21 protein-coding genes are annotated in these 22877 nt (G+C 59.8%); 12 read left to right on the top strand and 9 right to left on the bottom strand.

What is annotated here, in order from left to right; genetic code table 11:
- Nucleotides 1-52: 52 nt before the first annotated feature.
- From AC07N8_RS21710 to choX, 6 genes are all read right to left on the bottom strand, one after another.
- Nucleotides 53-316, bottom strand: coding sequence for a hypothetical protein (locus AC07N8_RS21710; RefSeq protein WP_483843164.1), 264 nt, complete (start codon nt 314-316; stop codon nt 53-55).
- Nucleotides 317-686: 370 nt separating this feature from the next.
- Entirely contained in the window at nt 687-1850 is a 1164-nt protein-coding gene (locus AC07N8_RS21705) for a gamma-butyrobetaine dioxygenase (protein WP_483843163.1), read from the bottom strand.
- 14 nt (nt 1851-1864) lie between these two features.
- The gene (locus AC07N8_RS21700) at nt 1865-2341 is read right to left on the bottom strand and encodes a thioesterase family protein (RefSeq protein ID WP_483843162.1); all 477 of its coding nucleotides are present in this window, start codon (nt 2339-2341) and stop codon (nt 1865-1867) included.
- A 133-nt stretch (nt 2342-2474) separates the two neighbouring features.
- On the bottom strand, nt 2475-3440 hold the full coding sequence (locus AC07N8_RS21695; protein WP_027926646.1) for an L-carnitine dehydrogenase: 966 nt from the start codon (nt 3438-3440) through the stop codon (nt 2475-2477).
- A 142-nt stretch (nt 3441-3582) separates the two neighbouring features.
- Nucleotides 3583-4470 (bottom strand): 3-dehydrocarnitine:acetyl-CoA trimethylamine transferase CdhC, encoded by an 888-nt coding sequence (gene cdhC, locus AC07N8_RS21690; protein WP_123434654.1) that lies wholly within the window; start codon nt 4468-4470, stop codon nt 3583-3585.
- 103 nt (nt 4471-4573) lie between these two features.
- On the bottom strand, nt 4574-5518 hold the full coding sequence (gene choX, locus AC07N8_RS21685) for a choline ABC transporter substrate-binding protein (protein WP_483843161.1): 945 nt from the start codon (nt 5516-5518) through the stop codon (nt 4574-4576).
- A 210-nt stretch (nt 5519-5728) separates the two neighbouring features.
- Between choX and AC07N8_RS21680 the strand changes: the two genes are divergently transcribed.
- On the top strand, nt 5729-6688 hold the full coding sequence (locus tag AC07N8_RS21680; protein ID WP_483843182.1) for a GlxA family transcriptional regulator: 960 nt from the start codon (nt 5729-5731) through the stop codon (nt 6686-6688).
- Between the two features lie 139 nt (nt 6689-6827).
- Here the strand turns inward: AC07N8_RS21680 and AC07N8_RS21675 are convergent, their stop codons facing one another.
- Nucleotides 6828-7244: a DUF3010 family protein gene (locus tag AC07N8_RS21675; protein ID WP_483843160.1), complete on the bottom strand. Its 417-nt coding sequence runs from the start codon at nt 7242-7244 to the stop codon at nt 6828-6830.
- A gap of 219 nt (nt 7245-7463) precedes the next feature.
- Here AC07N8_RS21675 and AC07N8_RS21670 point away from each other — a divergent pair, with 219 nt between their 5' ends.
- The gene (locus AC07N8_RS21670; protein WP_483843159.1) at nt 7464-7760 is read left to right on the top strand and encodes a helix-turn-helix domain-containing protein; all 297 of its coding nucleotides are present in this window, start codon (nt 7464-7466) and stop codon (nt 7758-7760) included.
- Nucleotides 7757-8995 carry a type II toxin-antitoxin system HipA family toxin gene (locus tag AC07N8_RS21665; RefSeq protein ID WP_483843158.1) on the top strand — a complete coding sequence of 413 codons (1239 nt, stop codon included), beginning with the start codon at nt 7757-7759 and terminating at the stop codon, nt 8993-8995. The genes AC07N8_RS21670 and AC07N8_RS21665 overlap by 4 nt, the downstream gene beginning before the upstream one ends.
- A 4-nt stretch (nt 8996-8999) precedes the next feature.
- Here the strand turns inward: AC07N8_RS21665 and AC07N8_RS21660 are convergent, their stop codons facing one another.
- Nucleotides 9000-9401: a lysozyme inhibitor LprI family protein gene (locus AC07N8_RS21660; RefSeq protein ID WP_027926653.1), complete on the bottom strand. Its 402-nt coding sequence runs from the start codon at nt 9399-9401 to the stop codon at nt 9000-9002.
- A gap of 234 nt (nt 9402-9635) precedes the next feature.
- On the opposite strand from AC07N8_RS21660, the gene AC07N8_RS21655 reads away from it, so the two are divergent.
- The 8 genes from AC07N8_RS21655 (at nt 9636) to AC07N8_RS21620 (ending at nt 19435) form a co-directional block, all read left to right on the top strand.
- Nucleotides 9636-10613: a dipeptidase gene (locus AC07N8_RS21655; RefSeq protein WP_008033250.1), complete on the top strand. Its 978-nt coding sequence runs from the start codon at nt 9636-9638 to the stop codon at nt 10611-10613.
- 78 nt (nt 10614-10691) lie between these two features.
- A complete protein-coding gene (locus AC07N8_RS21650) occupies nt 10692-11222 on the top strand; it encodes a DUF5943 domain-containing protein (protein ID WP_007947752.1) in 531 nt (176 codons plus the stop codon).
- A gap of 15 nt (nt 11223-11237) precedes the next feature.
- Nucleotides 11238-13298 (top strand): dimethylglycine demethylation protein DgcA, encoded by a 2061-nt coding sequence (dgcA, locus tag AC07N8_RS21645; RefSeq protein WP_462020814.1) that lies wholly within the window; start codon nt 11238-11240, stop codon nt 13296-13298.
- A gap of 171 nt (nt 13299-13469) precedes the next feature.
- Nucleotides 13470-15419 (top strand): dimethylglycine demethylation protein DgcB, encoded by a 1950-nt coding sequence (gene dgcB / locus AC07N8_RS21640; RefSeq protein WP_493145805.1) that lies wholly within the window; start codon nt 13470-13472, stop codon nt 15417-15419.
- Nucleotides 15419-16639: an electron transfer flavoprotein subunit alpha gene (gene etfA, locus AC07N8_RS21635; protein WP_493145806.1), complete on the top strand. Its 1221-nt coding sequence runs from the start codon at nt 15419-15421 to the stop codon at nt 16637-16639. The genes dgcB and etfA overlap by 1 nt, the downstream gene beginning before the upstream one ends.
- Nucleotides 16640-16654: 15 nt before the next feature.
- Nucleotides 16655-17425 carry an electron transfer flavoprotein subunit beta gene (etfB, locus tag AC07N8_RS21630; RefSeq protein ID WP_483843155.1) on the top strand — a complete coding sequence of 257 codons (771 nt, stop codon included), beginning with the start codon at nt 16655-16657 and terminating at the stop codon, nt 17423-17425.
- Between the two features lie 145 nt (nt 17426-17570).
- The gene (locus AC07N8_RS21625) at nt 17571-18137 is read left to right on the top strand and encodes a GNAT family N-acetyltransferase (RefSeq protein WP_483843154.1); all 567 of its coding nucleotides are present in this window, start codon (nt 17571-17573) and stop codon (nt 18135-18137) included.
- A gap of 131 nt (nt 18138-18268) precedes the next feature.
- Complete coding sequence (locus tag AC07N8_RS21620; protein WP_493145807.1) at nt 18269-19435, top strand: retropepsin-like aspartic protease; 1167 nt, start codon at nt 18269-18271, stop codon at nt 19433-19435.
- 761 nt (nt 19436-20196) lie between these two features.
- On the opposite strand, the gene gbca is transcribed toward AC07N8_RS21620, so the two are convergent.
- Nucleotides 20197-21492, bottom strand: a complete 1296-nt coding sequence (gene gbca, locus AC07N8_RS21615) for a glycine betaine monooxygenase oxygenase subunit (protein ID WP_493145808.1) — start codon at nt 21490-21492, stop codon at nt 20197-20199.
- Nucleotides 21493-21774: 282 nt separating this feature from the next.
- Between gbca and gbcB the strand changes: the two genes are divergently transcribed.
- Nucleotides 21775-22875, top strand: a complete 1101-nt coding sequence (gene gbcB / locus AC07N8_RS21610; protein ID WP_123434641.1) for a glycine betaine monooxygenase reductase subunit — start codon at nt 21775-21777, stop codon at nt 22873-22875.
- Nucleotides 22876-22877 lie beyond the last annotated feature (2 nt).

Raw genomic sequence — 22877 nt, 5'->3', positions numbered from 1 at the left:
ACAGGGATATGCGATCCAATGTGGGAGCGAGCCTGCTCGCGAAGGCGGTTTGTCAGGTTCGAGGGCTCTGCTGGTATTGCGCCAATGCTGGCAGTAATTGCCTATCGATCGCCTGACGTACCGCCGGCAGGATGGTCGCGCTGCTGGTGTACATCTGCTTGACCATGGTCCGCAGTTCCATTGCCCGTTCGTTGTTCAAACCGCGTACCGCGCATTCGCAGGCCTGCTCCGCGGTGGCGCCAGGGGGCACTGCAAAGCCCAACGCCTTGAGCTGGCCCAACAGGTCTTCCTGGTCGATCAAATCGGCGTACATCATGACGCAATCCTTCTTCAGGGAACGGTGTCTTGGCTCGATTCTGGTAGGGGGATGAAGTGGCGGCAAGGGCGATTTGTCGCAATGGCCGCAATACCTATGAACAGGTCGTTTTCGGCTAACTTGTCAATCAAGGGAGTGGGCACACTGGACTCAGCTGGCAACACGAAGGTTTGGTCACCCTCGCGCAACGGCTCCTCAACAGTACCCTCCTCAGCTCCGATCCTGTCACGGCTTGATCGGGGTTTTTTTTGCCTGTAATCAAGGAAAGTTGTGTTGTCTGGGCTGACGCCTTCGCGAGCAGGCTCGCTCCCACAGTTGACCGTATAACCCTGTGGGAGCGAGCCTGCTCGCGAAGAACGATGACGCGGTTTTAGCGTTGCAACACCAATATCCGCGACAACAACTCATCACGGTCGACATAGCACCCCTGAAAATGCCGGGCGCCACTGGCGGGATCAAACGCATTGCGCGCATGCAGGGTACGGCGATTATCAAAACACCACAGCTCGCCCGGATTCAGCCGCGTCATCAGCCGAAACCGCGCTTCCCGAGTCATCGCAATGAACCGCCGGTAAGCGCGATACAGCTTGGGCATCTGCTCCACCGACGCATCAAACGGTCCGCGCAGGAAGTTCGCCATGCGGATCTCCGACACCTGCCCCCGTGCATCCAGCGCGATGATCGGCGCCAGGCAGCGGTAGTCGCTGTGACGGTCCTTGTTGCGGAACTCCACAGGTATTTCACAGAGACTTTTAAACGCCTCGGGATCCTCATTGCGCAAGGCATCGGCGATGGCAAAACCGTCGACAAAAATACTCTCGCCACCGTCGGCATCATTGACCAGGCAGTGCAGGAATTGCAGGCCCGGTTGCAGCTCCCGCGTCGGCAGATCGCTGTGCAACGGCAGGTTGAAAGCGGTGTAGGCATTGCTGTCGGCATCGGCCTTGGATTGCACGTTGAACAGCACGCCGAAATTGCTCTCGCGGATGAAGGAAATCCGCTGGGCGATCAATTTCAGCGAGCCCGGTTCAGTGGGGACGCCGCGCACTTGAGTCAGGCCGATATCGCGCACTGCCAGCAGCCATTGCAACAGGGCGTCGTTGTCATTCATCAGCGCCTGGTAATCGAACACCGGCAACTGCAAATCCCGCTGCCAAAGCCTGGCCTTGGGTTTGCGGGCCTCGCGTTCGGCGCGGGATTCATCGTCGTAGGCGTGGGCGCGCAGCCAGCCCGGATCAAAGCGGCTGAGATGGCCGTCCTGCCAATCGACGCAGAGACAACCTTCAGCATCGACGCGGGAGTCCGTGGGCAACAGGATTTCGGCGACATCGACGATTTCCAGCACTTGCTCGCGGGTCACGGAATAGACGCATTGCGGGCACGGGCAGTTGTCGCGCAGCCACTGATGATGAAAGGGGCTGACACGACCGTCCGCCCAGTTCACTTGAATTCGATCCGCCAGGGTGTGCACGGCGGTCAACGCGCTGATCAACGGGTAGGTACGGAAGTCGGCAAAAGCGGCGGCAGTGTTCAATGGCGATCTCCTTGTTATTTTTTTGGGGGTAAAGCGATCACTCGGCCAATGTACTCGGGGGTGGGCAGGTCGATCTGCTCGGCGACGATGGCTTGCAGCTTGCTCAGCGACAGTTCGCTGAATGGCGCGGATCGAGGTCCGGCGAGGTCGACGTGCAGCAACATTTGCTCGTTGCCGGCCAGCTCCTTGTCGTCACCAACCCGATGCAGGCTGTGGTAGAGGTGCAGGCGTTTACTGTCGTGGCCGATGATTTGCGTGTGCACTTCGACGTCGGCATCGAGCTTCACCTCGTGCAGGTAATTGAGGTGCAATTCGAGGGTGAACAGCGAATTGCCGCTGGCTTCGCGGTTGTTGCTGTCCATGCCCAGACGATCCATCAGCGCGTCGGTGGCGTAGCTGAAAATCAGCAGGTAGAAGGCGTCGCGCAGGTGGCCGTTATAGTCGACCCAGTCGGGGATGATGCGGGTTTGGTAGGTGGTGAGGGTGGGCATGATGAGGATCCAGAATGTGGGGTGACTGGGTTGCCGTCTTCGCGAGCAGGCTCGCTCCCACATTAGATTTGTGAACGACGCAAACCACTGTGGGAGCGAGCCTGCTCGCGAAGGGGTCAGACCTGCTGATGCGTTACTCGCTGAAGGCCATCCCATGCTTCTCTTTGGTGGTCTTCACCGCTTCCAGCACTGCCAGCAGGCAATCATCACGATAGCGCTCCAGCGCCGAAATGCTGTGCGTCCCCAACTGATCAGTGGTGCCATCCACCACATCATCGATCAATTTGTCGGTCAGTTCCGGCGCTGGCAAATAGGTCCACGGCAACTGCAAGGCCGGACCGAACTGCGCCATGAAGTGACGCATCCCGGCATCACCGCCGGCCAGCGTGTAGGTCAGGAACGTGCCCATGAACGACCAGCGCAGACCTGCGCCAAACCGAATTGCGTCGTCGATTTCACCGGTGGTCGCCACGCCGTCGTTAACCAGGTGCAGCGCTTCACGCCAGAGCGCTTCGAGCAAGCGGTCGGCGATAAATCCAGGGACTTCCTTGCGCACGTGCAGCGGACGCATCCCCAGGGATTCATACACTTTCATCGCGGCTTGAACGGCTTCCGGCGCGGTGTTTTTGCCACCGACCACTTCCACCAGCGGCAGCAGGTAAACCGGGTTGAACGGGTGGCCGACCACACAGCGTTCCGGGTGTGTTGCGCTCTCGTAGAACTCGCTCGGCAACAGGCCCGAAGTACTCGAGCCGATCAGGGCATTGGGCTTGGCGGCGGCGCTGATTTTACTGTGCAGTTCCAGTTTCAGATCGAGGCGCTCGGGGGCGCTTTCCTGGATGAAATCGGCATCGCGAACGCATTCTTCAATCGTCGCGACAAAGCGCAGGCGGTCTTGGGAAGCGCCAGGCGCCAGGCCTTGTTTCTCCAGTGCGCCCCAGGCATTGGCGACGCGTTTGCGCAGGGCGGCTTCGGCACCGGGCGCCGGGTCCCAGGCGATAACGTCAAGGCCATGGGCGAGGGCGCGAGACACCCAGCCGCTGCCGATGACACCGCTGCCCAAGGCTGCGAAGGTTTTGATTTCGGTGATAAAAGTCATGGCGACGTCCTGAAAGAATTCGGTGGTCCCCTGTGGGAGCGAGCCTGCTCGCGAATGCGCAGTGTCAGTCGGCAGAGATGCCGGATATGACGGCCCTTTCGCGAGCAGGCTCGCTCTCACAGTTGGAAAATGTTGTTGGCCGTTAACCGCGCTTGGTCAGGCCCATTTTTGCCCGGCCTTCCGCCGGCGTCAGAACCCGGGCGCCGAGGCGGCTGAGGATTTCGCCGGCGCGTTCGACCAGTTGGCCGTTGGTCGCCAGTACACCCTTGTCCAGCCAGATGTTGTCTTCCAGACCGACCCGCACGTTACCGCCGAGCAGCACTGCTTGCGCCGCCATCGGCATCTGCATGCGCCCGATGCCGAAACCCGCCCACACGGCATTGGCCGGCAGATTGTCGACCATGGCTTTCATGGTGGTGGTGTCGGCGGGTGCACCCCACGGGATGCCCAGGCACAGCTGGAACAGCGGGTCGTCGAGCAGGCCTTCCTTTATCAGCTGTTTGGCGAACCACAGGTGACCGGTGTCGAAGATTTCCAGCTCGGCTTTCACGCCCAGCTCTTGAATGCGTTTGGCGCCGGCGCGAAGTTGCGCAGGAGTGGAAACGTAAATCGTGTCGCCATCGCCGAAGTTCAGGGTGCCGCAATCGAGGGTGCAGATTTCCGGCAGCAGTTCTTCGACATGCGCCAGACGGGTCAGCGGGCCGACCAGGTCAGTGTTCGGGCCGAACTCCATGGGGTTCTCGCCGGCGCCGATTTCCAGGTCACCGCCCATGCCGGCGGTGAGGTTGACGATGATGTCGACATCGGCCTCGCGAATGCGCTCCATCACTTCACGGTACAACGCCACGTCGCGGCTGAACTTGCCGGTTTCGGGGTTGCGCACGTGGCAGTGGACCACGGTGGCGCCAGCCTTGGCGGCTTCCACGGCGGCCGCGGCGATTTGTTTCGGGGTGACCGGCACGTGTGGGCTCTTGCTGGTCGTGTCGCCAGCACCGGTGAGTGCGCAGGTGATGATGACGTCGTGGTTCATTGGGCGGTTCCTTACAGGCGAGTGTTTTTCAGGAGAAAGGCCGGGCGAAATGGCCCTGTTCGCAGCCCGGTCGGGCTGCGAATCGGTGGTTCGGTTTTAAAATTTATTTAATGGTCAGTTGCAGGTTTTCAGCCGCCGGTTTGCCATCGAAGGTGGTCACACCTTCGAGCCAGCGCTGCTTGTCTTGCGGGTGATCTTTCAGCCATTGCTTGGCCGATTCGAAGGCGTCCTTGTGATCCAGCAGCGGCTGCATCATCCGGCTCTCGTCTTCGGCGGTGTAGGTCAGGTTGCTCAGCAAGCGACCGATGTTCGGGCACTGTTCGGCGTACTTCGGCGCGGTGACGGTCCAGACCGTGGCCATGCCTTCGTTCGGGCCGAGGGCGTCGTCACTGCCGGTGAGGTAGGTCATTTTCACGTTGACGTTCATCGGGTGCGGCGCCCAGCCGAAGAACACCACGGCCTCGTTGCGGCGCACGGCGCGATCCACGGCGGCAAGCATGCCGGCTTCGCTGGACTCGACCAGCTGGAACTTGCCGAGGCCAAATTGATTCTTGGCGATCATCGCCTTGATCTGGGTGTTGGCGCCTGAACCAGGCTCGATGCCGTAGATTTTGCCGCCCAGTTCTTTTTCAAACTTGGCGATGTCGGCGAAGGTTTTCAGGCCCTTGTCGGCGAGGTAAGTCGGTACGGCGAGGGTCGCGCGGGCGTCTTTCAGGCTCGGGGCTTGCAGCACTTTGACCTGGTTGCCATCGACGAACGGGGTGATGGTCTGGGTCATCAGCGGGTTCCAGTAACCGAGGAACAAGTCCAGGCGCTGGTCGCGGATCCCGGCGAAGATAATCTGCTGGGACGCGCTGGTTTGTTTGGTGTTGTAGCCGAGGCCGTCGAGCAGGACCTGGGTCATGGCACTGGTGGCGATCACGTCGGTCCAGTTCACTACGCCCATGCGCACGTTCTGGCACGAGGCGGGTTCGGCGGCCATGACGCTGGCGCTCAGCAAAGCGGTACCACTGAGTGCAAGAACACAGCTGCTGATCAGTCGTTTCATCTCAGGTTCCTCGGCAGTTCGTTTATTGTGGGTCCGGTCGTCTTTGTGCGCCGGTGATGCCAAGTTACGCAGCTAAGCCCCCATGAAAGCGCACTACGGCGACCAGCTCTTGCACTGCAGCGACCTGTCCTCTTGAATGCCATCGACAAGTGGCGTATCAACGTCAACACGCTCCCCGCCCTGACATTACCCGCCAATCGAGTGCGCTCCATGTCCCAGGATTTCTACTTCTTGTTGATGCCGGGTTTCTCGGCGATTGGATTTATCTCGGCCATCGAGCCGCTGCGGGTCGCCAATCGGTTTCGCGGCGAGCTGTATCGCTGGCATGTATTGAGCGCCGATGGCGGGGCAGTGCTGGCCAGCAACGGCATGTCGGTCAACGCCGACGCGGCGCTGGAGCCCCTGAAGAAAGGCGCGACGCTATTGGTGGTCGCCGGTTTCGAACCGCTGAAATTCGCCACCCCGGCACTGGAGCACTGGTTGCGCCGTCTCGACAATGAAGGCGTGACCCTCGGCGCCATCGACACCGGCAGCTTCATCCTCGCCGAGGCCGGCCTGCTCGACGGCCATCGCCTGACCCTGCACTGGGAAGCCATCGACGCCTTCAAGGAGTCGTATCCACAGCTCAGCGTCACCCAGGAGCTGTTCGAGATCGACCGCCGCCGTATCACTTCGGCCGGCGGCACCGCCTCCATCGACCTGATGCTCGACCTCATCGCCCAGGCCCACAGCCCGGAACTGGCAATCCAGGTCAGCGAACAATTCGTACTCGGCCGCATCCGCCCACGCAAAGACCACCAACGCATGGAAGTCGCCACGCGGTATGGCATCAGCAACAAGAAGCTGGTTCACGTGATTGGGGAGATGGAACAGCACAGCGAACCGCCGCTGACCACGCTGGAACTGGCCGAATCGATCAAGGTGACGCGGCGGCAACTGGAGCGATTGTTTCGCTTGCACCTGAACGACACGCCGAGCAATTTTTATCTGCGCTTGCGATTGGAAAAGGCCCGGCAGTTGTTGCGGCAGACGGACATGAGCGTGCTGGAAGTGAGTATTGCGTGCGGGTTTGAATCGCCGTCGTATTTCACCCGTAGCTATCGGGCGAAGTTTGCGCGGTGCCCGCGCGAGGATCGCCGACGGTTAGGTGATGGGCGGGAACTGGTTTGAACACAGATTCAAACAACACCTTACAACCCCTGTGGGAGCGAGCCTGCTCGCGAATGCAATCTGTCAGCCGCCATTGATGTCGACTGACCCACCGCTTTCGCGAGCAGGCTCGCTCCCACAGTTTTAATCTGCTTTGGTCTTACTTCTTCATCAAGGCCGAGCAGGCTGCTTTGTAGGCTTCATGCTGATACTTGTTCAGCGTCGCCGGCGGTTCGAAATCATGCTTCTTGCTCTGCGCATTGATCGTTTGCGGCGACAGCAGCGTCACCTCGCAATTCTCCAGCAGCTGAAACACACCCTCGATCTTGAATGTGGTCGGCCCACCGGCGAACTCGCCTTTCTTGCTGCGCTTCTTGATCGCAATCCGATCAATTGAATTCTCACGCACAAACGACGCCACCTGAGCAGCAAAGACTTTGACGTTCGCCGCGTCCTCGTCATCGTCGAGGGCGATCTTCTTGGTGGCCAACGCAACGTGGCTCAGCACCTGGTCGTCGAGGGAGGCCACGGCGATGATCGCTTCGCTGCCTTTGATTTCAATGCCGCAGATTTTCATTTGAGTCCCTTTCTCGGTAGATGACGTGCAGCTTATAGCTCAAAGAATAAACGTAATGGGCGCACAAGAGGTCGGAAAGGTCTTTTTTGCCTATAAATAAAAGATCAAATGCTATCCGTTAAATGCTCATAATCTATTTTTGAGTTAATATATTGTCTTTTAAATATTAGTTTTCTATCGCGCTGCTACACTTGCTCACATTCCTCTTGAGGTCAACCTATGGCCCTTACCCATATTCTCTACTCCCCCGGAGAGATCGCACTACAGATTGCCGGGAATGCCAAGCGCCTGAGACTCGGCAAGAACCTTTCGCGACGCACGCTCGCGCAAAAATCAGGTGTCCCCGAGTCGAATATCAAGCGCTTTGAAACGACCGGAAAGATCTCTCTGGATGGCTTGTTGCTCATTGCAATTTGCCTCGGGGCGGAAGAACCGTTGACGAGTTTGTTCGCCTCTACGCCGTCGCTGACACTTCAGGAACTGAAAAATTACGAAAGGGCTCGTGGCCGACAATGAAAATCGTCAACGCACTCAGCGTCATGCTTCAAGGTTCAAGAGTCGGCGAGTTGGTCGCGATTCCTCGTCGGGGCGTGTTCTTTTCTTATGATCCGGGGTGGTTGGCGAAAGGCTTCAACCTTGCGCCGTTTCATATGGATTTCTCGATCAAACCCCAGAGTGCGGCTGATCCGTTACTGTTCGACGGTCTGCACGGCGCGTTCAGCGATTCGTTGCCCGATGGTTGGGGACTACTGCTCATGGATCGATTCTTCCGCAGTCAATTGGGCGTCGAGCGCCACGCAATCGGTCCGCTGGATCGTCTGGCCTACATGGGAAATCGCAGTATGGGCGCGCTTGAATACGTACCGATGATGGAAACCGTTGAAGCAGACGAAGACCTCGACCTGGCTGCCCTCTACGAGGCTTCACAAACGATACTTTCAGGCAGTACTGACGACGTCATCAATTCTCTGCGACTGGCAGGTGGTTCCCCCGGTGGTGCACGACCTAAAGCGGTGATCGGTCTTTCGCCAGACAAACATCGCGCCGTTTCGTCATTTGGCAAAATGCCCGTCGGTTTTGAGCACTGGTTAATCAAGTTTCGTTGTGAAGAGGAGCATCGAGACAGCGGCGCTGTTGAGCAGGTTTATGCACTGATGGCCCATCGAGCAGGCATCGAAATTTCCGAATCGAAACTGTTTCAAGTAGAAACCACAAAGGGCAAAGAGCAATTCTTCGCCACGAAACGCTTCGATCGAAAGGAAGGCGCCAAGCGCCACATGCTTACCGCTGCGGCGATTCTATACGCGGACTTCCGGACGCCAAGCCTCGATTACAGTGATTTACTGCGAGCGACCTGGGCAATGACCAAGGACGCGGCAGAGGTCGAGAAAATGGCCCGATTGATGGTGTTCAACGCTCTCGCTCACAACCACGATGATCACGCAAAGAACTTCTCGTTTTTTGGCGAGAAGGATGGCTGGAAAATGGCGCCGGCCTACGACCTGACCTTTTCCAGCACCGCCGGGCGCGGTAACGAACACACCACAGCATTCGCGGGAAGAGGCAAACCCTCACGCAAGGCACTCATTGAAGTGTGCAAACCCTTCAGTTTCCTAGCGCCGGAGCGCTACATGGAACAAACACTGGATGCTTTTTCCGGGTGGAATGCCTGTTGCGCCGATCTGGGCATCGATAAAACGACGAACCAAAAATTGCTGGCGACGCTTGAGTCTGTATGGCAGGCGCTCTAACGCGTCACTCCTGCCCAATCGACTCTAAAAACTCCGACCGCTCATCACTCATCCGCGCCACGCAATCATTTTGCGCAATCGTAAACGCCTTGCTACCACTCGTCGCCGGAAACGCTTCGACTGCGCAATCCGCGTCCCGAGTCTTCAGCCATTGCTGTTGGGCTGCCTTGAGTTTGGCGGTGATGTCGGCCAGTTGCGCCGGGTTCTTGCCGTAGGCCGTTTGCATGCGTTCGGCCAGGCCCTGGTAGTTCTCTTTGAGGAGGTCTTCGGCGGTGGTTCGGCTGAAGGCCGAACATTCGAGGGTCTGGACGTCGTTTTCGACTTTGTCGCAGGGGTTGTCGTCGGATTCTTCAGCGGCGTGTACGCCGGTCGCTATCAGTGCCAAAGCCAGGAAGATCGATTTCATTGCGTCGCCGCCCCAATCCAAAAGTGCATTCAGTAAAGCAGCGAATTCTGGCCCATGCGCAGACCCTTGAACAGGTGGGCAATCGTGCCCCGCGGCGACCCTTTGTCGCGGATTGACGCTTTCGGCAAACCCCCTGTCGTTTTTGCACCCGGCTGCCCCGTCCCTCAGGCATATGCTGGCCCCAAAGCGCCGGCACACGATTCGGCGCATGAATTGCCAATAGGGGACAGCCTGATGAGCCCAGCCGAATTGCACGCCGACAGTATCGTTATCGACGGGCTGATTATTGCCAAGTGGAACCGTGAACTGTTCGAAGACATGCGCAAGGGCGGTCTGACCGCAGCCAACTGCACCGTGTCGGTGTGGGAGGGCTTCCAGGCCACCGTCAATAACATCGCCGCCAGTCAGAAGCTGATTCGCGAGAACAGCGACCTGGTGATTCCGGTGCGCACCACCGCCGACATCCGTAAAGCCAAGGAGCAGGGCAAGACCGGCATCCTGTTCGGCTTCCAGAATGCTCACGCGTTTGAAGACCAGATCGGCTATGTCGAGGTGTTCAAGCAGCTCGGCGTCGGCATTGTGCAGATGTGCTACAACACCCAGAACCTGGTGGGTACCGGCTGCTACGAGCGCGATGGCGGCCTGTCGGGTTTCGGTCGTGAAATCGTCGCCGAGATGAACCGCGTGGGCGTCATGTGCGACCTGTCCCACGTTGGGTCGAAAACCTCCGAAGAAGTCATCCTCGAATCGAAGAAGCCAGTGTGCTACTCGCACTGCCTGCCGTCGGGCCTGAAAATCCACCCGCGCAACAAGTCCGATGAAGAACTGAAGTTCATCGCCGATCACGGCGGTTTCGTCGGCGTGACCATGTTCGCGCCGTTCCTGGCCAAGGGCATTGATTCGACCATCGACGACTACGCCGAAGCTATCGAATACACCATGAACATCGTCGGCGAAGACGCCATCGGCATCGGCACCGACTTCACCCAGGGCCATGGCCAGGACTTCTTCGAATACCTGACCCATGACAAGGGCTACGCCCGCCGCCTGACCAGCTTCGGCAAGATCATTAACCCGCTGGGTATCCGCACCGTCGGCGAGTTCCCGAACCTGACCGAAACCTTGCTCAAGCGCGGCCATTCCGAGCGCGTGGTGCGCAAGATCATGGGCGAGAACTGGGTGAACGTCCTCAAGGACGTTTGGGGCGAGTAAGCCACCGCACCTCTGAATCCTTTCCCCCGGCCATCCGCGCCGGGGGCAACACCAAAATTTTTCTGGAGTTAAGTTTCCATGGCCAAGATCGCCCCGCAATTGCCAATCGAAGTCGACAGCGAAACCGGTGTCTGGACCTCCGACGCCCTGCCGATGCTGTACGTGCCACGTCACTTCTTCGTGAATAACCACATGGGCATCGAGGAAGTGCTGGGCGCCGAAGCCTACGCGGAAATCCTTTACAAGGCCGGCTACAAATCCGCTTGGCACTGGTGCGAAAAAGAAGCTGAATGCCACGGCCTGGAAGGCGTTGCGGTGTTCGAGCACTACATGAAACGCCTGTCGCAACGCGGCTGGGGCCTGTTCAAGATCCAGGACATTGACCTCGACAAAGGCACCGCCAGCGTCAAGCTCGAACACTCGGCGTTCGTCTACGTCTACGGCAAGGTCGGGCGCAAGGTCGACTACATGTTCACCGGTTGGTTTGCCGGTGCCATGGACCAGATTCTGCAGGCCCGCGGCAGCAAGATCCGTACGGTTGCCGAGCAAGTCTACGGTGGCTCCGAAGAAGGCCACGACGACGGTTTGTTCACCGTCAAGCCGTTGTAAGTCGAGGACCCCGCCATGGCTTTCGAAGCAATGTTCCAGCCGATCCAGATCGGCAAACTGACCATCCGTAACCGCGTGCTCAGCACCGCGCACGCCGAGGTCTATGCCACCGACGGCGGCATGACCACCGACCGGTACGTCAAGTATTACGAAGAGAAAGCCAAGGGCGGGATCGGCCTGGCGATTTGCGGCGGTTCCTCCAGCGTGGCCATCGACAGCCCGCAAGGCTGGTGGAAGTCGGTCAACCTGGCCGACGACCGGATCATCCCGCACTTCCAGAACCTGGCCGATGCCATGCACAAGCATGGCGCCAAGATCATGATCCAGATTACTCACATGGGTCGTCGTTCTCGCTGGGACGGCGAGCATTGGCCGACCCTGCTGTCGCCGTCGGGTATCCGTGAACCGGTGCACCGTGCAACCTGCAAAACCATCGAGCCGGAAGAAATCTGGCGGGTGATCGGCAACTACGCCAGCGCCGCTGCGCGTGCCAAGGCCGGTGGTCTCGACGGTGTCGAACTGTCGGCGGTGCACCAGCACATGATCGACCAGTTCTGGAGCCCGCGCGTCAACAAACGGACCGACGAATGGGGCGGCAGCTTCGAAAACCGCATGCGTTTCGGCCTCGAAGTCCTCAAGGCTGTGCGCGCTGAAGTCGGCCCGGACTTCTGCGTCGGCATCCGTCTGTGCGGTGACGAGTTCCACCCGGACGGTTTGTCCCACGAGGACATGAAGCAGATCGCCAAGTACTACGACGACACCGGCATGATCGACTTCATCGGCGTGGTCGGCTCGGGTTGCGACACCCACAACACCCTGGCCAACGTTATCCCCAACATGAGTTATCCGCCGGAGCCATTCCTGCACCTGGCGGCCGGGATCAAGGAAGTGGTCAAGGCCCCGGTCCTGCACGCGCAGAACATCAAGGACCCGAACCAGGCGACCCGTATTCTGGAAGGCGGCTACGTCGACATGGTCGGCATGACCCGCGCCCACATTGCGGACCCGCACCTGATCGCCAAGATCAAGATGGGCCAGGTCGACCAGATCAAGCAATGCGTCGGCGCCAACTACTGCATCGACCGCCAGTACCAGGGCCTGGACGTGCTGTGCATCCAGAACGCCGCGACCTCCCGTGAATACATGGGCGTGCCGCACATCATCGAGAAGTCGACCGGTGTGAAGCGCAAAGTCGTGGTGGTCGGTGCCGGTCCTGCCGGAATGGAAGCCGCTCGCGTGTCGGCCGAACGTGGCCACGACGTGACCCTGTTCGAGAAGAAAGAATTCATCGGCGGCCAGATCACCACCGCTTCGAAAGCCCCGCAACGGGACCAGATCGCCGGTATCACTCGCTGGTTCCAACTGGAATTGGCGCGTTTGAAAGTTGACCTGCGCCTGGGCGTGGCGGCCGATGCGGCAACCATTCTCGACCTGCGTCCGGACGTGGTGGTACTCGCCGTCGGCGGTCATCCGTTCCTGGAGCAGAACGAACACTGGGGTGCGGCTGAAGGCCTGGTGGTCAGCAGCTGGGACATTCTTGACGGCAAAGTAGCGCCGGGCAAGAACGTGCTGGTCTACGACACCATTTGTGAATTCACCGGCATGTCGACCGCCGACTTCCTCGCCGACAAGGGCAGCCAGGTCGAGATCGTCACTGACGACATCAAACCGGGCGTGGCGATTGGCGGCACCTCGTTCCCGACGTACTACCGCAGCATGTACCCGAAAGAAGTGATCATGACCGGGGACATGATGCTGGAGAAGGTCTACCGCGAAGGCGACAAGCTGGTGGCGGTGCTGGAAAACGAATACACCGGCGCCAAAGAGGAGCGGGTGGTGGACCAGGTCGTCGTCGAAAACGGCGTGCGTCCAGACGAAGAAATCTACTACGCGCTGAAGGAAGGCTCGCGCAACAAAGGCCAGATGGACATCGAAGCCTTGTTCGCGATCAAGCCGCAACCTTCGCTGAGCCAGGCGGGCGACGGCTACTTGCTGTTCCGCATCGGCGACTGCGTGGCGCAGCGCAACACCCACGCGGCGATCTACGACGCCCTGCGGTTGTGCAAGGATTTCTAAGAGCTTGTGGATAAACCTGTGGGAGCGAGCCTGCTCGCGAATGCAATCTGTCAGCCGCCATTGATGTCGACTGGCCCACCGCTTTCGCGAGCAGGCTCGCTCCCACAGGAGTCGGGCAAGGCATCCAGGTAGTTTGGCCTGCAAGACCCTGCGGTCTTTGGGAGCTCCACCATGTTGAACACCCTTCTTCCAATCCTGTTGTTCGCTGCCTTGGGCCTTGCCGTCCTGGGCGCGTTGCGGCGGGTGGCCATGTGGCGCCGGGGCCGGGCTTCGAAAGTCGACCTGATCGGCGGCCTGTTCGCCATGCCCAAGCGTTACATGGTCGACTTGCACCATGTCGTCGCACGGGACAAATACATCGCCAACACCCACGTCGCCACGGCCGGTGGTGCAGTGGCGTCCATCGTGCTGGCGATTCTGGTGCACGGTTTCGGCCTGCATAACCGCATCCTCGGTTATGCACTGCTGTTAATGACGGCCGTGATGTTCGTCGGTGCGATCTTCGTTTACCTGCGTCGACGCAACCCGCCGGCGCGCCTGTCCAAAGGCCCGTGGATGCGCCTGCCGAAAAGCCTGTTGGCGTTCTCGGCATCGTTCTTCCTGTTGACCCTGCCGGTCGCCGGCATCCTTCCGGAAAACTTCGGTGGTTGGCTGGTGGCGGCGATCCTCGGCGTCGGTGTGCTGTGGGGCGTCAGTGAACTGTTCTTCGGCATGACCTGGGGCGGGCCGATGAAGCACGCCTTCGCCGGTGCGCTGCACCTGGCCTGGCACCGTCGCGCCGAACGTTTTAATGGCGGTCGTTCCACCGGTTTGAAACCGTTGGACCTGCACGACCCGACAGCGCCGCTGGGCGTGGAAAAACCCAAGGATTTCACCTGGAACCAACTGCTCGGTTTCGACGCCTGCGTGCAGTGCGGTAAGTGTGAAGCCGCGTGCCCGGCCTACGCCGCCGGCCAGCCGCTGAACCCGAAAAAGCTGATTCAAGACATGGTCGTCGGCCTGGCCGGTGGCACCGATGCGAAATTCGCCGGCAGCCCGTATCCAGGCAAAGCCATCGGCGAACACGCCGGCAATCCGCATCAACCGATCGTCAACGGTCTGGTGGACGCCGAAACCCTGTGGTCCTGCACCACTTGCCGCGCCTGCGTCGAGGAGTGCCCGATGATGATCGAGCACGTCGATGCCATCGTCGACATGCGGCGCCATCTGACCCTGGAAAAAGGCGCGACCCCGAACAAGGGCGCCGAAGTCCTGGAAAACCTGATCGCCACCGACAACCCCGGCGGTTTCGCGCCGGGCGGGCGGATGAACTGGGCGGCGGACTTGAACCTCACGCTGATGAGTGAGAAGAAATCGGTCGACGTGCTGTTCTGGGTCGGCGACGGTGCGTTCGACATGCGCAACCAGCGCACCTTGCGCGCCTTCGTCAAAGTGCTGAAAGCGGCCAAGGTCGACTTCGCGGTGCTCGGCCTCGAAGAACGCGACAGCGGTGACGTGGCCCGACGCCTGGGCGATGAAGCGACGTTCCAGCTGTTGGCCAAACGCAACATCCAGACCCTGGCCAAGTACAGCTTCAACCGCATCGTTACCTGCGACCCGCACAGCTTCCACGTGCTGAAAAACGAGTACGGCGCCTTCGACGGCAACTACCTCGTGCAGCACCACAGCACCTACATGGCGGAAATCATCGGCGCTGGCGCCCTGAACCTCGGCCAGCACAAAGGCAGCAGCGTGACTTATCACGATCCGTGCTACCTCGGCCGTTACAACGGCGAATACGAGGCGCCGCGTGAAGTGCTGCGCGCCCTCGGGATTGAAGTGAAAGAAATGCAACGCTCCGGTTTCCGTTCGCGCTGCTGCGGCGGCGGTGGCGGCGCGCCGATCACCGACATTCCGGGCAAACAACGGATTCCTGACATGCGCATGGAAGACATCCGCGAAACCGGCGCCGAACTGGTGGCCGTGGGTTGTCCACAATGCACCGCGATGCTGGAGGGCGTGGTCGAACCGCGTCCGATGATCAAGGACATCGCCGAACTGGTGGCCGACGCGTTGCTCGAAGACGCAGCGCCGAGCAAACCCACCACGCCAGCCCAGCGTGAACCTGCGGAGGCCCACTGATGAGCGACATTATCCGCCGCGACCCCCGCGCCGAATGGATTGCCCGTAACCGCTTGCACCCGCTGCACGCGGCCATGCAACCGGCGCAACACAGCTGGATGGGCCCCAACGGCGTCATCCGCAAGAATCTGCACGGCATCGGTTTTATCGGCCCCAACGGCATCAAGCGCATTGACCGCAGCGGCGCTCAGCAGGGCGGGGCGACCAAACGTACGGCAGCCGTTGAAGTGCAATTGCCGCTGCATCAAGTGTCGGCACCTGCGTTCTACATCAGCGTGGTGCCGGACATGGTCGGCGGCCGCTTGAGCAGCCACGACCGCGACTTGCTCGGGCTGGCCCATCAGTTGGCCGGCCAGGATGGCGCGGTGTTGGCCGTGGTCTTTGGCGAACACAAGGAAAACGCCTTCGCGACGGCGGGTGTTGATCGCTTGCTGGTGCTGGAAGGCGAAGAATTCAACGGTTATGCACCGGAGCAACGGGTCCAGGGCCTGCGGGCTGTGGATAACCAGTTCAGCCCGCGTCATTGGTTGCTGCCGGACAGTCGCAGCGGTGGCGGTGAACTCGGTCGGCGCTTTGCCGCTGCACTGGGCGAACGCCCGGCCACGCGGGTCTGGCAGGTCAAGGACCAGGAATGCATCGGCCGCGCCGGAGCGGGTTTGCAAGACCTTGCGCGCCCGGTTGCACGCTTGATTCTGGCCGCTGCCGAATGCGCCGAACCGGTCAGCGAAACCCGTCACGAAGCACTGCCGGTGGAGTTATCCACAGCCGTGGTTCGCAGCCTGTCGCGCATCGAAGATTTGGGCGCGGTGGCGGTGGACCCGGCGGCGATTCCGATGGCCGAAGCGGAGTTCATCTTCTCCGGCGGCAACGGGGTCAAGGACTGGGGGCTTTTCCACAGGACCGCCGAAGCACTGGGCGCCACCGAAGGCGCGTCCCGAGTGGCGGTGGACGATGGGTTCATGGCGCGCGACCGTCAGGTCGGCGCGTCCGGCACCTGGGTCACAGCACGGGTTTATGTGGCGGTGGGGATTTCCGGGGCGATCCAGCACCTGCAAGGCATCGGTGCCTGCGACAAGGTGGTGGCGATCAACCTCGACCCTGGCTGCGACATGATCAAACGGGCCGACCTGTCGGTGATCGGCGAGAGTGCCGAGATTCTTCAAGCCTTGATCGACGCGGTAGCGGCTTACCGCAACGACGCCAAGCGCGATGCGGCTTAAGGGAAGGAAAGGGTTATGAGCACGAAAATCATCAGCCTGGTGTCCATCGGCGCCCACCCGACCTCCGGCCGGCCACGTCGCGCGGAGCAGGATGCGCGAGCAGTGGAACTGGGCCTGCAACTGGCTGGGGATAACCTGCAAGTGCTGCATGCCGGCGACGTCGCGGAACCGGCGCTGCGCGCTTATCTGGGGATGGGGCTGGAACAGTTGCATGTGCTGGAACAGCCATCAGGCGCGGATGCCTTGCCGGCGTTGACCGCTTATTTGCGCGATGCGGGGGCGCAAGTCGTATTGACCGGCAGTCAGGCAGAAACCGGCGAAGGCTCGGGCATGTTGCCGTTCCTGCTGGCGGAAAGCCTCGGCTGGCCGCTGGTCGTCGGGTTGGCGCAGGTGGAATCCATCGACGGCCATTCGGCGCTGGTGCTTCAAGCCTTGCCGCGTGGCCAGCGACGTCGCTTGAAAGTACGCCTGCCGTTTCTCGCGACGGTGGATAACGCTGCGCCGAAGCCTCGGCAAAGCGCCTACGGCCCGGCTCGACGCGGTGTACTGCAAGCCGATGAAGTCGAAGTGATCGACGATGAACTGCTGGCGGTCGCCGCGTTGCAACCGGCCAAACCTCGGCCTAAACGCCTCAAGGTGATCAAGGCCAAGAGCGGCGCAGACCGGATGAAAGCGGCCACAGCCAAGGCCAGTGGCGGCGGCGGGCAGGTGCTCAAAGGCGTCACGGCGCAAGCGGGTGCCGAGGCCATTCTCAAGTTACTGATCGAAGAAGGCGTGGTCCGCTAACAGGTATCAACACAAATCTAATGTGGGAGCGAGCCTGCTCGCGAAAGCGGTGGGTCAGTCAACATCTCCGGCGACTGATACAGCGCTTTCGCGAGCAGGCTCGCTCCCACAGGATGTTCGTGTTACCGACATTTATGGGGAAATAATGACCGTTGAATTTCGTTCGGCCCTGCGCGCGGATGCGCGGGAGATTGCTCGCTTGTTCCAGATTTCATCAGAGGGCGCTGCGGATTACATCTGGAGCCAGATAGCCGAGCCCGGCCAGGACCTGTTGGACGTTGGCGCCCTGCGCTATGCCCGCGACGGTGTGGACTTCTCCTGGCAGAATTGCCTGATCGCCGAGGCAAACGGGGAAGTCATCGGCATGATGCACAGCTACGTGATGCGTCATGACCCGATGGCGGCGCCCGTCACCGACCCGGTGCTGGCGCCGTACGCCACAATGGAAATCCCCGACACCCTCTACATTTCCAGCCTGGCGCTGCATGAGGGGTGGCGAAATCAGGGCCTGGGCAAGCAGTTCCTCGCTTTCGCCTACGATCGAGCCAATCAGTTGGGGCTCAATGGCCTGAGCCTGATCGACTACGCCGCCAACACTGGTGCCCGGCGGTTTTATGAGCGGCACGGCTTCCGTATCGTCGACACCTGCCAGATCACCCCCCACCCGATGATTGGGGTCACGGGTGAAGCCTATCTGATGTACCGGCCGTAGGGCTGCCTCCCGCCATACCACTCGGTGAACTACAGTTTTGCTGTGCGCTGGTTAAGGGTGCAGCACGGTTCACGGAGCTTTCAGACGTTCAGCGCTGAGTCATAAAACCCGTTTATAGGCGTGGGTTGAACATGAAGGCGTTGCGTTGGCGTGCGGCCTGGTTGCTCTGCGGGGTAATGTGCGTGCCTGCCGGGTTGATGGCGGCTGCCAGTACTGAATCCGATCAGGATTTTTATCAGTGGTTAGAGTCGGACCAAGGGCAAACAGCCTCCTTGGCCCAACTGCGCCAGCAGTGCGACAAGGTGGTGGACGCCACGAACAACCTCAACTGTTCAGTGTCCGTGTTCGCCCGAATGTTCGAGGCCAAAGCCGCCAATCAATTGCCAGATTACTATCTGGCAATCAAGCGCCGCCATGCCCGGGCCATCGCGATTGACCCCGAACTCAACGTGCTGTTTTCCATGTTTGGCCGTCAATCGATTGCGACTCTGCGCGCGACCGGCGATTTTTCGGTGTCCAGCACCAAACGCCATGAAGTGCTAACGGTTTATCCACGCCCCAGTGAAGGCTATGTCACGGACGAAGTGCTGCCGTACATCGACGTCAAAGCGGCCAACGGCGTCTCCTCGCGCTTTATTGTCGATACCGGCGCACCGCAAACCCGGGTCAACGCCGAAACCGCGAAACGCATGGGCATCACGCTGTTAACCGACTCCCATTACGGCTACAGCACGTTTTATGGGGAGCATGACCTGTCGGCCAAACTCGGGGTCCTTCAATTGTTGAAGGTCGGCGGGAACGAGTTCAGGAACGTCCTGGTGTTTGTCAGCGACCGGGATAACTTGTTGGGCCTGGATCTGGTCGGCAAGTTGGGGCGTTTGAAGCTCACGAAAAAGACTCTGGAACTCAACGCGGAACCTCCCGCGCGGTGCGATTCGCCGGTTAGCTATTCGCGTGCGGACATCAATCAACGACTGACCGTCGCCGCGCGGCTGGATCGTCGGGCGACGTTGGCGATTCTGGACACCGGTAATGTGGATTACCTGACGTCGGCGTCGCCCGGTGACTTGCCTGTACACGTCGCCGAAAACTCGCGCCACCAGACCTTCAAGGGCGAGCTGGATTTGTCTGGCGACATCCGGGCAATCACCTACAAATACTATCCAGGCTTCACCATCCCTCCGTCGTTGGTGGCCGGGCAGTACGTGCCTTCGATTTTGCTCGGATGGCGGGTATTCAATGATTATGAATTGAACCTGGACACGCTATCGGGTCGCTCGTGCCTGAATAAAATCTGATTTACCCACAAAGCCTGTTAGTGCTTCTGTGGATAACGTGTTCGCCCCTCGCTGCACCCCATACAAATCAAGGGCTACGAGCCTGCGTACAAAAAACAACCAGCCTAACCTGCGGTTTTTTCACGCTTTTTGCGGTGGATAAGGTTTGCCGCTATTCAATACTTGCCCCCAATCTCTGTTGGCGCTTCTGTGGATAAGATGTTTGCTAACCTCTACAGGCCATGTAAACCGGGTCGTTCAGGCTTTTGGTTGAAAAACGATCAAATCACAAGTTTGGCCCCTTGAACGTCGCGCAATGCCCGATTTATCGAGGCTTCCGGCGGTTTTCCACAGAACCGCAGAAGTTGCCCCCAAAGTCTGTTGGCGCTTCTGTGGATAAGGTGTTTGCCATCCTCTGCAAGCCACGCCGAACGTGCCCTGTAAGCTTTCGATCAAAAAACAATCAGCGGCTGCTCAAAACCGGGCTTCTGGATAAGTCACGGATTTTCTTCGGTTTCTGTGGAGAAAGTTTTGCGTAAAACCACACTTGTCCCCAATAGCTGTGGGTGGAGGTGTGGATAACTTGTTTGTGGAAGGCTGGGAGGTGCGCGGGGCATAGCTCTGAACGGAATAGATCATATTTCGTACAGTTATGAGCGGGAGAGGGGAATCACGGATGGATGTGCTGATAGAGAGGGCGCTTTCGCGAGCAGGCTCCCACATTTGATTTGTGTCGTTCACAAATCCCCTGTGGGAGCGAGCCTGCTCGCGAAGCTTCTGACTTAGCCTTGAACAGGAACACCTTTAAGGTAAGGCGCAGGCTCGGCTCCGAGGTTGTTCAGCAGACGCTCGCTGTACCAGTCCACAAAGTTCACCACACCAAACTCATACGTCTTGGAGTACGGGCCAGGCTGGTACGCCGTGGAGTTGATGCCGCGCTGGTTTTCTTCCGCCAGTCGACGGTCCTGGTTGTTGGTTTCATCCCACACTTTGCGCATGCGTTCTACGTCGTAATCCACGCCTTCGACCGCATCCTTGTGCACGATCCACTTAGTGGTGACCATGGTTTCCTGAGCGCTGATCGGCCACACGGTGAAGACGATGATGTGGTCGCCCATGCAGTGGTTCCACGAGTGCGGCAAGTGCAGGATGCGCATCGAGCCCAGGTCCGGGTTCTTGATGCGGCCCATGAGCTTGGCGCAGCCCTGTTTGCCGTCCATGGTCATCGACACGGTGCCTTTGAGCAGCGGCATGCGCACGATGCGGTTACGCAGGCCGAAGCTGGCGTGGGCGTAAGGGATCTTCTCGGCTTCCCAGGCAGCGGCGGAGGCGGCGACGTGGTCCTTGAAGGCCTGGTCGGCGCGCGGGTCGGTGACGTCGTCCCATTCCAGCAGGGACTTCAACAGCTCCGGGTGCGACGCGTTGCAGTGGTAGCACTCGCGGTTGTTTTCCAGCACCAGTTTCCAGTTGGCTTTTTCGTACAGGTTGGTCTGGATCGCCACCTTGGTGTTTTCCATGTCGTACGGTTCCATGTAATGGCTCAACGTCGACAGGAAGTCATCAATGGCCGGCGGATTCTCCGACAGGCTGATGAAGATGTAACCACCGGCGGTCTTCACGTTCACCGGTTTGAGGCCGTACTGCTTCATGTCGAAGTCGGCGCCCATTTCGGTGCCGGCGAACAGTAGGCGGCCGTCCAGCTCATACGTCCACTGGTGGTAGTGGCAGACCAGCTTGGCGACTTTGCCTTTTTCACTGGTGCACAGACGCGAACCGCGGTGGCGGCAGACGTTGTGGAAAGCATGCACCACGCCGTCAGCGCCGCGAATCACGATGATCGGGTTCTTGCCGACTTGCAGGGTCAGGTAGTTGCCCTTGGTCGGGATCTCGCAGGTCATGCCGGCGATCAACCACTCTTTCTGGAAGATTTCCTGCATGTCGATATCAAACAGCCGCTCGTCAGAGTAAAACGGCTGCGGCAGCGAGAACGTACGCTCGCGCTCTTGCAGCATCTGTGCGGTGGCCTTGCGTGCGGGTTCCAGTGGATCGCCCAGGCTCAGGGTAGTGGTGACGTCCATCATTTAATCCTCAAGGCCATTCTGTGTGGCCGGCGAAAGTGGCTAATCAGGTTTGCTACGCAAGGTGTAAAGAAACTGTCGTTGTGTGGAGCGAGTGTGGGGCCGGCGCTGGCCAGAACCTTATCTACGAGCGACATGGCCCACTCTGTTCCCGACGCGCAACCCCCGGTAGTTGGGGCTTGGTCGCGATAAGTATGTGAATGTCGCAGATAGGTAAATGGGTGGTTCGCACGTTACGCAGAATCGCCAACATAAGGCCGAGCATCGGCGGTGGAGAACAGCATGTCCAACAGCTTCCTGAATCCGGTAACGACCCAGACCTGGGCCAATGGTCGACACATCGTCCGTTGCGTCAAAGTCATCCAGGAAACCTGGGATGTGCGCACCTTCTGCTTTATGGCTGACCAGCCGATCCTGTTCTTTTTCAAGCCGGGGCAGTTCGTCACCCTGGAGCTGGAAATCGACGGCGTGCCGATCATGCGCTCCTACACCATTTCCAGCTCGCCCTCGGTGCCTTACAGCTTCTCGGTGACGATCAAGCGCGTGCCCGGCGGCAAGGTCTCGAACTGGCTGCACGACACCCTGCATGAAGGTCAGGAACTGGCGGTGCACGGCCCGGTCGGGCTGTTCAACGCCATGGACTTCACCGCGCCGAAGGTGCTGTACCTCAGCGGCGGCGTCGGCATCACGCCGGTCATGTCCATGACGCGCTGGTTCTACGACACCAACGGCAACGTCGACATGGTGTTTATCCACAGCGCCCGCTCGCCCAAAGACATCATTTACCACCGCGAACTGGAACACATGGCGTCGCGGATCGATAACTTCAGCCTGCACCTGATCTGCGAGAAGCACGGTCTGGGTGAGCCGTGGGCCGGTTATCGCGGCTACCTGAACCACAAGATGCTCGAATTGATGGCGCCCGACTTCCTTGAACGCGAAGTCTTCTGCTGCGGCCCGACGCCGTACATGAACGCGGTGAAACGCATGCTCGAGACCGCCGGTTTCGACATGTCGCGTTACCACGAGGAATCGTTCGGTGCGACGCCACCGGAAGCGCGCGCCGACGCCGTGGAGCAAGCCGAGCAAGCGGCGGATGCACCGGAAGTCGATGTGGCGGACCTGCATCAGGTGGAATTCACCGCGTCCGGCAAAAGCATTCGTGTGGCGCCGGGTGAAACGGTGCACGCGGCTGCGGCCAAGCTTGGGTTGTTGATTCCGAAAGCGTGCGGGATGGGGATTTGCGGTACGTGCAAGGTGATGAAGCTGGGTGGCGAGGTCGAGATGGACCACAACGGTGGGATCACCGAGGAAGACGAAGCCGAAGGGTTCATCCTGTCGTGCTGCAGCGTGCCGAAGGGCGACGTACGTATCGAGTTTTGACA

The sequence above is a fragment of the Pseudomonas sp. GW821-FHT10C09 genome, from assembly GCF_059415465.1.
This window is presented reverse-complemented; position numbering and strand designations above follow the sequence as displayed.

What these genes read in the sequence shown, in the direction of transcription:
- AC07N8_RS21710 (WP_483843164.1), bottom strand. Translation starts at nt 316, where the DNA reads ATGATGTACGCCGATTTGATCGACCAGGAAGACCTGTTGGGCCAGCTC.
- AC07N8_RS21700 (WP_483843162.1), bottom strand. Translation starts at nt 2,341, where the DNA reads ATGCCCACCCTCACCACCTACCAAACCCGCATCATCCCCGACTGGGTC.
- AC07N8_RS21695 (WP_027926646.1), bottom strand. Translation starts at nt 3,440, where the DNA reads ATGACTTTTATCACCGAAATCAAAACCTTCGCAGCCTTGGGCAGCGGT.
- cdhC (WP_123434654.1), bottom strand. Translation starts at nt 4,470, where the DNA reads ATGAACCACGACGTCATCATCACCTGCGCACTCACCGGTGCTGGCGAC.
- choX (WP_483843161.1), bottom strand. Translation starts at nt 5,518, where the DNA reads ATGAAACGACTGATCAGCAGCTGTGTTCTTGCACTCAGTGGTACCGCT.
- AC07N8_RS21680 (WP_483843182.1), top strand. Translation starts at nt 5,729, where the DNA reads ATGTCCCAGGATTTCTACTTCTTGTTGATGCCGGGTTTCTCGGCGATT.
- AC07N8_RS21675 (WP_483843160.1), bottom strand. Translation starts at nt 7,244, where the DNA reads ATGAAAATCTGCGGCATTGAAATCAAAGGCAGCGAAGCGATCATCGCC.
- AC07N8_RS21670 (WP_483843159.1), top strand. Translation starts at nt 7,464, where the DNA reads ATGGCCCTTACCCATATTCTCTACTCCCCCGGAGAGATCGCACTACAG.
- AC07N8_RS21665 (WP_483843158.1), top strand. Translation starts at nt 7,757, where the DNA reads ATGAAAATCGTCAACGCACTCAGCGTCATGCTTCAAGGTTCAAGAGTC.
- AC07N8_RS21660 (WP_027926653.1), bottom strand. Translation starts at nt 9,401, where the DNA reads ATGAAATCGATCTTCCTGGCTTTGGCACTGATAGCGACCGGCGTACAC.
- AC07N8_RS21655 (WP_008033250.1), top strand. Translation starts at nt 9,636, where the DNA reads ATGAGCCCAGCCGAATTGCACGCCGACAGTATCGTTATCGACGGGCTG.
- AC07N8_RS21650 (WP_007947752.1), top strand. Translation starts at nt 10,692, where the DNA reads ATGGCCAAGATCGCCCCGCAATTGCCAATCGAAGTCGACAGCGAAACC.
- dgcA (WP_462020814.1), top strand. Translation starts at nt 11,238, where the DNA reads ATGGCTTTCGAAGCAATGTTCCAGCCGATCCAGATCGGCAAACTGACC.
- dgcB (WP_493145805.1), top strand. Translation starts at nt 13,470, where the DNA reads ATGTTGAACACCCTTCTTCCAATCCTGTTGTTCGCTGCCTTGGGCCTT.
- etfA (WP_493145806.1), top strand. Translation starts at nt 15,419, where the DNA reads ATGAGCGACATTATCCGCCGCGACCCCCGCGCCGAATGGATTGCCCGT.
- etfB (WP_483843155.1), top strand. Translation starts at nt 16,655, where the DNA reads ATGAGCACGAAAATCATCAGCCTGGTGTCCATCGGCGCCCACCCGACC.
- AC07N8_RS21625 (WP_483843154.1), top strand. Translation starts at nt 17,571, where the DNA reads ATGACCGTTGAATTTCGTTCGGCCCTGCGCGCGGATGCGCGGGAGATT.
- AC07N8_RS21620 (WP_493145807.1), top strand. Translation starts at nt 18,269, where the DNA reads ATGAAGGCGTTGCGTTGGCGTGCGGCCTGGTTGCTCTGCGGGGTAATG.
- gbca (WP_493145808.1), bottom strand. Translation starts at nt 21,492, where the DNA reads ATGGACGTCACCACTACCCTGAGCCTGGGCGATCCACTGGAACCCGCA.
- gbcB (WP_123434641.1), top strand. Translation starts at nt 21,775, where the DNA reads ATGTCCAACAGCTTCCTGAATCCGGTAACGACCCAGACCTGGGCCAAT.